Genomic DNA, 12,643 nt, shown 5'->3' with positions numbered 1-12,643 from the left:
AGAAGTGTAGAAACAATGTTTTTATTACCTGAGCAGCAGTTGAGTCGCTGTACAAGAGTTATGCAACAACGCTTATATCCGTATATAAATACTGTTTTATCGCATTGTAAAATTCGAGCATATGAGATTGCTGGAGAACCTATTTCTTCTAGCGAATTCTTTTCTAAGCTAAAAAGAAACGATATTGCGTTTCGCTCATTTAATGCTCCATGTGTTTGGGGAACAACTTGGGGCACAACGTGGTTTGAAGTTACAGGGTCGATTGATTTTTCAAAGGTAAAAGGGCGCAAAGTTGAGCTAAATGTTGATTTAGGTTGGATTAGCAATCTTTTTCCTGGTTTTCAAGCCGAAGGATTAGTGTATAACGTTGACGGAAGAGTTATAAAAGCTGTAAACCCTTGTAATCATTGGGTTCCATTGATTGATGAGCATAATAATCGTTCTATTAGTATTGATGAAAATGGTAATTTTACTTTATATTTGGAAGCTGCAGACAATCCATTTGTTGAAGGATCTACTCCATTTTCTCCTACTGATTTAGGAGAGCGTGCTACTGGAAAAACTGAATGCCAATATATGTTGAAGTATATTGACGTTACCGTTTTTAATCGCAATATTTTTGATTATTATATGGATCTTGAGACTGTAAGTTCTTTGATGCGCGAATTAAATGATGATAATCCGCGTTATTGGAAACTGGCTAAAGCTTTACAGCGATCCTTAAACGCGTATGATGAGCATGATTTTTCTACTGTTCAAAATGCTCATAAAGCGTTGCATGATGTATTAAGTAGCCCTGCTGCAGCAAGCTCTATAAAGCATACGGCTGTTGGTCATGCTCATATTGATTCTGCTTGGCAATGGCCTGTGCGCGAAACGCACAGAAAGGTTGCGCGCACTGTATCTAACGTTTTAGCTCTTATGGATGAGGACCCTGATTTTACTTATGCTATGAGTTCTGCTCAACAATACGAGTGGCTAGAAAACGAGCATCCTGATTTGTTTGAGCGTATGAAAAATAGGATTAAGGAAGGACGTTTTATACCCGTTGGCGGTATGTGGGTTGAGTCTGATGTAATGATGCCATGTGGTGAATCTTTAATTCGCCAAATGATTTTTGGCAAGCGCTATTTTAAGGAGCATCTTGGTGTGGATCCGCATGGCATTTGGCTTCCAGACAGTTTTGGCTATACTGGAGCATTGCCTCAAATCGCTCGCCGCGCTGGATTTGATTGGTTTTTAACTCAAAAGCTTTCCTGGAACGATACCACTAAATTCCCGCATCATTCTTTCCTTTGGGAAGGAATAGACGGTTCTAGGATTTTGGCTCATTTTCCTCCATCTAATACTTATGCTTCGTCTGTTAGCATGCATGAGTTAGTTTATTCTCAACGCAATTTTTTGGATAAAGATTTATCTGATCACGCAATATTGCTATACGGTTTTGGCGATGGCGGTGGCGGGCCTACTCGCGAAATGACTGCTCGTATTAGGCGCGATCGTAATCTAGAGGGTGCTCCTAGAGTTGATTTCGGCACTCCTGATGAGTTGTTTGAAAAAATACGAAAAGATATTGTTGACGATTCAAATGGTGATACACCAGTGTTTAAGGGTGAGCTTTATCTAGAGTTGCATAGAAAAACTCTTACTTCTCAGCAAGATATGAAGCGCTATTGCCGCATGGAGGAATCATTGTTGCGCGTAGCTGAATATCTTGTTGTTTTAGTTCGAGTTTATGCGCCAGAATACCGTTTTAATAACAATGAGCTTACTAGAATTTGGAAGACTTTATTATTGAACCAGTTCCACGATATTCTTCCAGGCTCTGCTATTGCATGGGTTCATAGGCAAGCTAGAGAAGAATATGCTAGAGATATTTCTTGTTTACGTAAGATTATTTCAGATATTGCTAATGCGATTGTAAAAGCTAACAGCACTAATAGCACTATTGGCAGTATTGGCACTAACAGCGCGATTAATATGCGTGAAAATGTAAAGTTATTGACTTATACAGGTAAAAATGATGTTGCTTGGAATTTGTATCGATGCAATGAAAGCAGTAAAAATAGTAAAACAACTGTAAAACACAAAAATGATGGTGGAATAATTCTTAATAATAGTGTTTTAAGTGTGACTATTGAACGCGATGGCACAGTGTCTTCTGTTAAAGATATTAAATTTAATCGCGAGCTAATTCCATCTGGTTATCGCATGGCGCAATACGAGATACTAAAAGATGAGCCATCTCAGTGGGATGCGTGGGATGTTGAGCGAGATGCATTTATGAGGAATCGTAAGATTGATGATTCTTCAATTGTTTGTGTTAAAGAACTTTTATCGGGCGGTGTGTCTGTTGAAATCTTGGCATGTAAAAAAGATATAAAGATTAAAACAAATATAATTTTAGAGCCATGTGTTAAACGACTTGATTTCCGTGCGCAAGTTGATTGGAAAGCTAAAGAGCAATTTTTGAAAGTAGATATGCCAACATCTATATGTTCAAATAATGCGCAATATGAGTGTCAATATGGTTTAGTTGGACGTCCAATAGTAAAAAATACTCGTAGTGACGATGCAAAATTTGAATCATGCACGCATAGGTTTGTTCGCATAGAAGATTCCTCGTATGCTGTTGCTGTTGCGAATTCGTCTACTTATGGCGCTGATGCTTCTCCTATTGGCGATTATTCTTCATCTTATGGAACTATGCTCAGATTATCTTTGCTTTCTGCGCCTCTTTACCCAGATCCAAATACGGATCAAGGTAAGCATGAATTTACTTGGTCATTTATTGCTGATGCAAATATGGACTCAGTTTTAAGTGCGGCTAATCTTTTGAATTCGCCAATCATTGATAAGCTTCCAGATGTAGATCCGCTGTTTACGATTCATAGAAACTCAGGCCTAATTGCATTAGATTGGGTTAAGCTAGCTGACGATTGTTCTGGAGACATAATCTTGCGTATTTACGAGCCATGTGGTGGCTGCGCAAGTGGGCAAATAAAACTCAACAAAATCTTGCGTGCGGCCTCAATCGAAGAAGTAGATCTTATGGAAATGCCATTGTTGCACGGTATGCCTATAGCTTTGCACAAGAATAATGATGAGTTAAATATAGAATTACGTCCTTTTCAGCTATGCTCATTGCGTATTCACGTTGCATCTGAAACTACAGTTTCTATTAATTGATAGGATGTTGAGAGTTTATGGAAAATAAAGGAATTTATTCTAAAAAGAAAATAATAATAGATACAGATTGTGGTTCGGATGATGCTATGGCAATTGCCATGGCTTTAAATGATCCTAGATATGAGATATTAATGTTTTGCACTGTATCAGGAAACGTGTGCATGGAACAAGCGACTATTAATACGCTTACTACTATCGAGCATGCTGGTTCGTATGAGCCACCTGTATATAAAGGAAGCAGAAGCATGCTCTTACGCGATTTGTCTTATGCTCATGAAACTCATGGTAGAGATGGAATGGGTGATATTGGTCTAGTGCCTCATCGTTTGAAAGAAAGTAATGGTAATGCTGTTTTGAAAATGATTGAAACTTTGAGAAACAGTGAAGATGGTGAAATAGACATTATTGCATTAGGGCCATTAACTAACATTGCTCTAGCTATTAAGGTTGATTATGAAGCGATGAAAAAAGTTGGTCGCATAGTTGTTATGGGATCTGCTGGTTTAGGACGTGGAAATGTTTCTCCTGTAGCAGAATTCAATATTTGGCAAGATGCAGAAGCCGCAAAGATATTAGTTGACTCTGGTCTTAAAAATATTATGTTTGTTGGATGGGACGCATGCTTGGGAGAATGTATGCTGAATCCACAAGAAATTGCTAATATTCGCAAAAGTGGAGAACTTGGTAAGTTTGTAATTGATTGTAATAGGGAATTAATGGAAATGAATATTAGCCGTTTTGGAGATGCTTATCTAGATATGGCTGATCCATCTGCCGTTGCCGCTGCGTTATATCCCGAATGTATAAGCGAGTGCACAAAATATTATTGCCAAGTTGATGCAACTCCTGGACCAAGTTATGGCTCAGTTCTTGTTGATGCTAATTTCTTCTCTGGTAAAACTCCGAATGTTGAAATATGTAGTAGGCTTAATCCCGAAAAATATAAAAATTACATTTATCGTACTTTGCATGTTGTAGATTAGCAAAATTTGTTTTTACCAACATGCTTTCTATATTGAAATAATATTTAAATACGACCGAGGTTTGTTTATGGCTATTCACAAACTCGGTCGTATTTATATTTAATGCGTATAAATTAATGCATATATTTTCAGTATAAATATACTTTAGTTGCCGAAGTCAATGTCTCCAAGCTTTTCAATAAGCTTCATGTTTTCGCTATAATCCACTGGGCAAGCTATAACGTCAACACCGCTTTCTTGAGCCAAAGCCTCTTTAAGCATGTTGTATAAGTCTTCTGGCTTTTGTACAACGTGGCCTCTTGCGCCAAAGCTTTCCGCCAATTTTGGAACATTTGGATTAGTAAAATCAACGTATTCGTGTTCTCCAGCGTGCAAGTCCATCTTCCACTTAATCAAACCGTACGCGTTATCTTCCCAAACCAAAACCACCATTCTAGAACCAACGCGAACAGCGGTTTCAATCTCTTGAACGTTCATCATAAAGCTGCCGTCGCCCATAACAGCAAGAACAGGCTTTGTGTTGATTTTTCCACTATTATCTTTAATGAACGATGCTCCAACAGCTCCAGGCAAAGTCCAAGCCATTGTAGAAAGACTGTTGTCTATAATGCACGTATTTGGATGCATTGTTGGGTAAAGCCTTGCCATCCACATTTTTAGTGCGCCCGTATCTACAAGAACCTTAGTTCCTTCTGCAACAGCACGACGAGTATCGTAAACAACGCGCTGAGGCTTCATAGGAATGCTGTTATCGTTTTCAAACGAACGCAACTCGTCTGTAATCATTTGACGAATCTTTGGGTGAGTTACGTCAAAAGTAACGTTTCTATCTTTAAGCACACTTGTAAGCGCTTTAAGCGTTTGAGCAATATCTGCCATAATGTTTAGTGCAGTAGGGTAGTGAGCGTCTGTGTCTTCAACAAATGTGTTTATGTGAATAATCGTCTTGTCAATATTTGGATTAATCTTCTTAGGGTCAAATTGCTGAATTGAGAATCCTACAGCAATAATCAAATCTGCTGTGTCGAAAGCAAAATTCTCATAATCTCTATGCATAAATCCAACTACGCCAAGAGCGTTCGGATGATTATCTGGGAACACGCCTTTGCCTTCAAACGTTGTTGCAACTGGAACATTAAGCTGTTCTGCAAAATCTAGAAGCTGTTCTTGAGCGTGGCTTCTTGCAACGCCGTTTCCTGCAAGAATAATCGGCCTTTTTGCTTGGCTAATTATTTTAGCAGCTTCGTAAATTGTGTCTGGAGCTGGAAGAATATGCAACGGCTTTGGAAGCGGAAGTGGCTTTGCATCTTCTGGCACGCTCATTTCGCTAATATCTTCTGGAATAACAAGGCATGTTGCTCCTGGGCGCTTTCTTTGAGCGATTGAGAAAGCTTTGCGAACCATTTCTGGAGCTGTGCTTGGAGCAAGCATCATAGAAGACCATTGAGTGATTGGTTGGAATAGTGCTACTAAATCAATGATTTGGTGAGATTCCTTGTAAAGTCTAGAAACGTTTCCTTGAGCGCATATTGCAACAAGCGGAGTTGTGCTTGCATTTGCTTGAGCTACAGGAAGCGTAAGATTTAGTGCTCCAGGCCCCAGCGTTGCCAAGCATACGCCTGGCTTTCCAGTAATATGTGCATAAGTTGCGGCCATAAAGCCTGCGCCTTGCTCGTGGCGAGTAAGCACAAAGCGTATGTTTCCATTTCGCTCAATTGCCTCTAAAAGCGGAATATTTTCTTCTCCTGGGATTCCAAAAACAACCTCAACGCCTTCGTTTACAAGGCATTCTACGATTAAGTCTGCTGTGTTTCTTTTATGGCTTGCTGTTTTTTGAGCTTGCGATTCTTGATTTGTCATAATTGCGTTTCTCGCTTTGTGCTTAATGTGCTTGTTAGCCTTACGACTTCTTTTCCATTTATAATATAAGACTCTAAGACATGTGCATTTTGCGCGTGTCACAAAAATGGGCGGATTTTTACATATTCGCTTTGTGGCAAAACTAAAGCGCTTTTAGCACCCTGTGCTTTGTTATTTCAACGATTTTGTCGGGAATTTTTGCCTCTTTGGATTGGGTTTCTTATACAATTGAAAGAGTCGTTTATTTTAGTTGCGGAGGAATGATGAGGCGTTGGCTTCTGAATTTGGTCAAATGTGAGACCATCCTTATTGTGGCCGCCGTTTTAGCTGTTATTTCTTGTTTTTTCGTTCCGCCTGATGCGCAATATTTTAGTTACATTCACGTAAACACTATTTCTCAACTTGTTTGCTTAATGATGGTTGTTTGCGGATTCCAACGAATAGGCGTTTTTAGAAGCATTGGCGCGAATCTTCTTAGAAGAGTTAGGACTGAGCGAGGATTAGTTCTTGTTCTTATGTCTCTAACGTTTTTCTCGGCAATGCTTATTACTAACGATGTTGCTCTTGTGACTTTTGTTCCTTTTGCGATTTCTGTTTTAATGATGGCGAATGCCGAAAAGCACGCGATTCTTATTGTTACTTTAATGACGATTGGTGCAAACGTTGGAAGCATGCTAACTCCTATTGGCAATGCGCACAATTTGTATCTTAAAGCGCTTACTGGAATGTCTACTGGCGACTTTCTTTCCATTATGGCTCCGTACACGCTTACTGCTGCGATTCTTATGATTGCGTTTGCGTTTGTGTTCTTTAGTTCTAGAAAAGTCGATCAGTTTGAAGGATTGCACGGAGACGACATTGAGCAAGGTGTTTTAGCTCCGCATTCTAAATCACCTAAGCCAGACGAGATTCGCGTTATGGGCTACGGTGTTGGCTTTACTCAATGGCGAGTTGTTGTTTACAGCCTTTTGTTTATTTTGTGCTTGTGTGGAGTAGCTGGCTGGATTCCAGACTGGATTATGGTTTTGGCAGTTGTTATTGCCTTTATTATTTGCGATTCGCATGTGTTCCGCGCTTTGGATTGGGCTTTGCCTCTTACGTTTATAATGTTCTTCATTTTTATTGGAAACATGCGCAGGGTTCCTGGATTTACCGAGATTGCACAAATGTGGGTTGGCTCTCACCCTATGGAAGTTTCGGTTGTTTCTAGTCAAATGATTAGTAACGTTCCAACAACTATTTTGCTTTCTGGATTCTGCGACCAATGGAAGATGCTTATTATTGGCACTAATCTTGGCGGCATGGGAACGCTTATTGCGTCTATGGCATCTTTGATTTCGTACAAGAGTATTACGCATAAGTATCCTCATAATAAGGGTCGCTATTTGCTTATGTACACAATTGTGAATCTTCTTTTCTTAGCTGTTTTGATTGGTTTGGCCTGGATTATTGAGTAGCGCTTTTTGCGTGATTTTTGCATTGTGGGCGTGTCTTTTGGCGTGTCTTCTGACAGAATTATTGTGATTATTTTCACATATTTTTAGGTTGTTGCTTAATAAAAGACTATTAATTTTCGTATCATATACGATTTTGTTATATTATTTTCTGTTAAATAGTGATTATACGTAATAATTTTCATTTTATTCAAGATATGCCTAAAAGTCACCATAAATTGAATATAACATTATAACAAATTTATGTCTTGGCTTATCTATTATTATGACTTTTGAATTAAATAAATTCGAGCATTCTGGTTTGACTTATTTGACTTAGTTAATTACACTATCTCTCTTGTAATTTTCGTTTCATGCCAAAATGCGCCTAAAAATGTTAACATACAAAATAAGGAGAGAACTGTGAACGGTATTCTTTCTATACTGCTCGATGTTTTCCGTCAACCAGCTGTAATAGTTGCGATGATTTCTTTGATTGGACTTGCAGTTCAAGGCAAAAGTATTTCCAACATTGTACAAGGTTCAATTCGTACAATGGTTGGGTTTTTGGTTTTGGCTGCAGGCTCTGGCGTTGTAACTCAAGCGCTTGATCCATTTGGAAGCATGTTCCAATATGCTTTCCACGTTCAAGGTGTAGTTCCAAACAATGAGGCAATTATTGGAACCGTTCTTTTAAAGTACGGCTCAGAATCTGCTCTCATCTTCTTCTTTGGAATGACTGTAAACATTATTCTTTCTCTAACATCTCGTTTCAAATTCATTTATCTAACTGGTCACGTTGCTTTCTACATGGCTAGTATGATTGCAGTAATCTTCAATGTTGCAGGTTTTAATACTTTAACTCTTATTGTTATTGGTTCTCTTGCACAAGGCTTATTGATTACGATTTCTCCAGCGTTGGTGCAATCGTTTATGCGTAAAGCTTCCGCCAAAGATGACGTAGCTCTTGGTCACCCTGCTAGCAGTGGTGTTCTTATTGGAACTTTAGTTGCAAAGCTTACGCGCTCTAAAAAGCATCCGTCTAAGTCTACCGAAGATATTAAGTTCCCGTCTGCTCTTGGATTCTTAAAAGATACAACTGTTTTGATTGCGCTTTCAATGGCAGTTATTTACGTTGTGGTTGCTCTTTTTGCAGGCCCTGAGTTTATTGAGACTAAGCTTTCTGGCGGCCAGAACTTTATTGTGTTCGTTATTCTTAAAGCAGCAATGTTCTCTGCAGGCGTTTTTGTTATTCTTGCAGGCGTTCAAGTTGTTTTAGACGAAATTGTTCCAGCATTTAAGGGAATATCCGAAAAATTGGTTAAAAATGCTAAGCCAGCATTGGATGCTCCTATGACATTCGGTTTTGCTCCAAACGCCGTTCTTATTGGATTCCTTGCAAGCTTTGCAGGTGGAATTGTTGGAATGGTCATTATGGCCTTGGCTGGCACAACGGTTGTTATTCCAGGAATTGTTGCGCACTTTATGGCAGGTGGCGTTACGGGAGTGTTTAGCAATGGTCAAGCGGGTAGAAGAGGATGCGTTATAGGCGGTTTTGTTAATGGCCTTGTTATTACATTCTTGCCTTTGCTTCTTTTGCCTGTTTTGGGAAATCTTGGCTCTGCAAACTCAACCTATTCCGACGCTGACTATGGTGTAGCAGGAGTAATATTTGGCTACTCAAATGTTGCTGGAGGAAGGATTCTGCTTATTGTTGCAATCGCTATTCTATACGTTCTTTTCTATGCGTCGTCAATAATATTGACTCGTTTAGAAAACAAAAAAGTTAAATCGCTAGCAACAAACAATTCTGCTTCTAGCGCGTCGGATTACATATTGGACTAATAAACTGATACTATTAGTTCTATATGTATTCAAAAGCATTTTTGTAAGAATTGTCGTAGAATCATAAGGCTTAAGAATCGTAGGATTTTAGGCAATTCTTACAATTGTTTTTCTAATCATTCTGTTTGGAGAGTGAATTGTGACTGAAGGTGTGCCTAAATATGTAGCAGTGCGCGATAATCTTAGAAAGCGCATTGATTTAATGAAGCCGCAGGAGCAGCTCCCTCCAGAATTAGAATTATGCAAACAATACAACGTTAGTCGAATAACACTTAGGCATGCAGTAGATAGTTTGATACTAGAAGGCTTGCTTGTTAGAATCCAAGGAAAAGGAACTTTTAGAGCAAAGAATATTGTTCATAGTTCTAATCGAGAAGTTATATCAGATCAAATTCAAGGATTCTATCAAAATTATTCCGAAAACAATACAAACGTGCGAATTAAGGTTATTCAAAACAGCATTGTTAAAGACGAGTCGGCTGCGCATAAGCTTGGTTTAGACGAATCAGAAGATTTGATTTGCATAAAACGACTAAAATACGTTGATAACGTTTTATCAAGTTATATTGTTGTTTATCTTTCGGCATCTAGATTCCCTAAGGTTTTGAATATCGATTTTTCTAAGCAATCAATAGTGAATTTCTTGGAAAGTGATTATGCTGTAAAGCTTTACGAAAATGATTTATTAATTCGCGTTGAACAGTTATGCGACGATATGTCTGAATTCTTACATGTTGAGCCAAAAACTCCAGCGCTTACTGTTGAGTCGATTGTTAAAGATTCTTTTGGCTCTATAATCGCCTTTGGCGTTGGTATACATACGCCTAATTATGGAGATATTCAGTTTAAGATGCACGTTAGCTCGTGAGTTTTTGTGCTATTTTCTTTCTTTAGAATACAAAAATCCCCGTTGCCAAATGAAATCAATGGTAGCGGGGATTTTTCAAACTCTAATCAATTCGCAATATGCGATTATTAAAGAGCGTTGATTGCTACAGCAAGACCAGACTTGCGGTTTGCAGCCTGATTCTTGTGAATCACGCCACGGCCTGCAGCCTTATCGAGCTTCTGAGAAGCTACTGCAAAAGCGGCCTGTGCGGCAGCCTTGTCACCAGCGGAAATGGCTTCGCGAGTAGCGCGGATAGCAGTCTTCAAAGCAGACTTCACTGCCACGTTACGCTTGTGTGCCTTTTCATTGGTGAGCACGCGCTTTTTCTGCGACTTAATGTTTGCCACTATTACTCCAAACGACGTTTACTATACTAAGGACATACAGTGTGCAAGCATAGCATGGTTTATGGATAAGTGTTTCTAGAGTAGTCAAGTGTTTCTAGGGTAGTCAAGTTGCTAACATTAGTTGTTGCAATACTTTTCGCATATTTGATTGCTCGTATAGTCTTAAAAGGAGATATTTGCTTTGATTACACCGCATAACCAGCCAGGATTTACGGATCAATCGCTGATACGCAACTTCTGCATTATTGCGCATATAGATCACGGCAAGTCTACCGTAGCAGATCGCATTTTGCAGCTTTCGGGAATTGTGCCAGAGCGCGAGATGCGAGACCGATTTTTGGACCGCATGGATATTGAGCAAGAGCGCGGAATCACTATTAAATCGCAAGCTGTTCGAGTTCCGTGGACTTTTGACGGCAAAGAGTACTCGCTTGGAATGATTGATACTCCAGGTCACGTTGATTTTACTTACGAAGTTTCGCGTGCGCTTGCAGCTTGCGAAGGTGCAGTTTTGCTTGTGGATGCAACGCAAGGTATTGAAGCGCAGACGCTTTCTAACCTTTATATGGCAATCGAACACGATTTAACGATTATTCCTGTATTAAACAAAATCGATTTGCCTAGTGCGGAGCCAGATAAGCATGCAGAAGAGATTGCTGGCTTAATTGGATGCAAGCCTAGCGATGTTTTGCGCGTTTCTGGCAAAACTGGCGAAGGTGTAAAAGATCTTCTCGACCAAATCGTGCTGGAAGTGCCAGCTCCTAGTGGAAATCCTAATGGTGCTGCTCGCGCGCTTATTTTTGACTCCGTCTACGATTCGTATCGCGGAATTGTTACATATATTCGTATGGTTGATGGCGAGCTTAAATCGCGTGAAAAGCTTCACATGATGGGCATTGGCATGACGCACGATCCTATTGAAATCGGCGTTATTAGCCCAGATATGACTCCAACAAAGGCGCTTGGAGCGGGAGAAGTCGGCTACGTAATTACAGGCGCAAAAGACGTTAGCCAATCTAAAGTTGGCGACACAATTACTAGTGCTGCGCACCCTGCGGCTAAGCCGTTGGAGGGCTACAGAGACCCTAAGCCTATGGTTTACGCAGGTCTTTTCCCAATCGATAACGCGCAATTCCCAGAGCTTAGAGACGCGCTAGATAAGCTAAAACTTAACGATGCTGCTCTTATTTACGAGCCAGAAACGTCTGTTGCATTGGGCTTTGGTTTCCGTTGCGGATTCTTAGGCCTTTTGCACATGGAGATTGTTTCCGAGCGTTTAAGCCGCGAGTTTGGCTTGGATCTTATTTCAACTGCTCCAAACGTAACTTACGACGTTACAAGCGAAGACGGTACCGAGCATCATGTGACTAATCCTAGCGAGTTTCCAGAAGGCAAAATCAAGCGCATTATTGAGCCAATGGTTGCTGCCGACATTATTGCTCCAAAAGATTTTATTGGTGCGATTATGGATTTGTGCCAAGATCATCGCGGAGAAATGGGCACAATGGAATACATTAGTGCCGACCGCGTGGAAATGCACTACAGGATTCCTCTTGCGGAAATTGTTTTTGACTTCTTCGATCAGCTTAAAAGCCGCACAAAGGGCTACGCTTCTCTTGACTACCACGAAGATGGAGAGCAAGCTGCAGATCTTGTTAAGGTAGATATTCTTATTCAAGGAGATAAGGTCGACGCTTTTAGTGCGATTGTTCACCGAGATAAGGCTTATTCTTACGGCGTTATGATGACTAAGAAGCTTCGCGGGCTTATTCCTCGCCAGCAGTTTGAGATTCCAATTCAGGCTGCGATTGGCTCGCGTATTATTGCGCGCGAAACGATTAGTGCGCTTAGAAAAGACGTGCTCGCTAAGTGCTACGGCGGCGATATTACGCGTAAGCGCAAGCTTCTAGAAAAACAGAAGGCTGGTAAGAAGCGCATGAAGATGCTTGGGCACGTTGAAGTTCCGCAAGAAGCGTTTGTTGCAGCTTTAGCTACAGACGATAGCGCAAACGATAGAGACACTAAAGATAAGATTCGCGCTGCGCAAAAATCCGAAGGCTGAGGCTTATATTGAATTTTGAATCGAACAATACTAGT

8 protein-coding genes are annotated in these 12,643 nt (G+C 40.1%); 6 read left to right on the top strand and 2 right to left on the bottom strand.

Going from position 1 to position 12,643, the window contains the following annotated elements:
- Positions 1 to 15 precede the first annotated feature (15 nt).
- Both NYP69_RS02130 and NYP69_RS02125 read left to right on the top strand, forming a co-directional pair.
- Positions 16 to 3,189 (top strand): alpha-mannosidase, encoded by a 3,174-nt coding sequence (locus tag NYP69_RS02130; protein ID WP_473412885.1) that lies wholly within the window; start codon positions 16 to 18, stop codon positions 3,187 to 3,189.
- A gap of 17 nt (positions 3,190 to 3,206) precedes the next feature.
- A complete protein-coding gene (locus NYP69_RS02125) occupies positions 3,207 to 4,172 on the top strand; it encodes a nucleoside hydrolase (protein WP_421778990.1) in 966 nt (321 codons plus the stop codon).
- A 144-nt stretch (positions 4,173 to 4,316) separates the two neighbouring features.
- On the opposite strand, the gene NYP69_RS02120 is transcribed toward NYP69_RS02125, so the two are convergent.
- Positions 4,317 to 6,032, bottom strand: coding sequence for an acetolactate synthase large subunit (locus NYP69_RS02120; RefSeq protein ID WP_016635564.1), 1,716 nt, complete (start codon positions 6,030 to 6,032; stop codon positions 4,317 to 4,319).
- A gap of 263 nt (positions 6,033 to 6,295) precedes the next feature.
- On the opposite strand from NYP69_RS02120, the gene NYP69_RS02115 reads away from it, so the two are divergent.
- The 3 genes from NYP69_RS02115 to NYP69_RS02105 all read left to right on the top strand — a co-directional run bounded on the left by NYP69_RS02115 (position 6,296) and on the right by NYP69_RS02105 (position 10,178).
- Positions 6,296 to 7,489, top strand: coding sequence for an SLC13 family permease (locus NYP69_RS02115; protein WP_032817949.1), 1,194 nt, complete (start codon positions 6,296 to 6,298; stop codon positions 7,487 to 7,489).
- 399 nt (positions 7,490 to 7,888) lie between these two features.
- Entirely contained in the window at positions 7,889 to 9,310 is a 1,422-nt protein-coding gene (locus tag NYP69_RS02110; RefSeq protein WP_473412884.1) for a PTS ascorbate transporter subunit IIC, read from the top strand.
- A 139-nt stretch (positions 9,311 to 9,449) separates the two neighbouring features.
- Positions 9,450 to 10,178, top strand: a complete 729-nt coding sequence (locus tag NYP69_RS02105) for a GntR family transcriptional regulator (protein WP_020757372.1) — start codon at positions 9,450 to 9,452, stop codon at positions 10,176 to 10,178.
- A gap of 107 nt (positions 10,179 to 10,285) precedes the next feature.
- On the opposite strand, the gene rpsT is transcribed toward NYP69_RS02105, so the two are convergent.
- Positions 10,286 to 10,546: a 30S ribosomal protein S20 gene (rpsT, locus tag NYP69_RS02100; protein ID WP_004130697.1), complete on the bottom strand. Its 261-nt coding sequence runs from the start codon at positions 10,544 to 10,546 to the stop codon at positions 10,286 to 10,288.
- 181 nt (positions 10,547 to 10,727) lie between these two features.
- Between rpsT and lepA the strand changes: the two genes are divergently transcribed.
- Positions 10,728 to 12,608, top strand: a complete 1,881-nt coding sequence (gene lepA / locus NYP69_RS02095; protein WP_020758421.1) for a translation elongation factor 4 — start codon at positions 10,728 to 10,730, stop codon at positions 12,606 to 12,608.
- Positions 12,609 to 12,643 lie beyond the last annotated feature (35 nt).

It is taken from the genome of Gardnerella sp. c17Ua_118 (assembly GCF_055804255.1).
The sequence above is the reverse complement of the archived record's forward strand: the minus strand, read 5'-3'. Positions and strand labels throughout refer to the sequence as shown.

Excerpts from the sequence above, each read along its gene's own strand:
- NYP69_RS02120 (WP_016635564.1), bottom strand. The coding sequence starts at position 6,032 with ATGACAAATCAAGAATCGCAAGCTCAAAAAACAGCAAGCCATAAAAGA.
- NYP69_RS02115 (WP_032817949.1), top strand. The coding sequence starts at position 6,296 with ATGAGGCGTTGGCTTCTGAATTTGGTCAAATGTGAGACCATCCTTATT.
- NYP69_RS02125 (WP_421778990.1), top strand. The coding sequence starts at position 3,207 with ATGGAAAATAAAGGAATTTATTCTAAAAAGAAAATAATAATAGATACA.
- NYP69_RS02130 (WP_473412885.1), top strand. The coding sequence starts at position 16 with ATGTTTTTATTACCTGAGCAGCAGTTGAGTCGCTGTACAAGAGTTATG.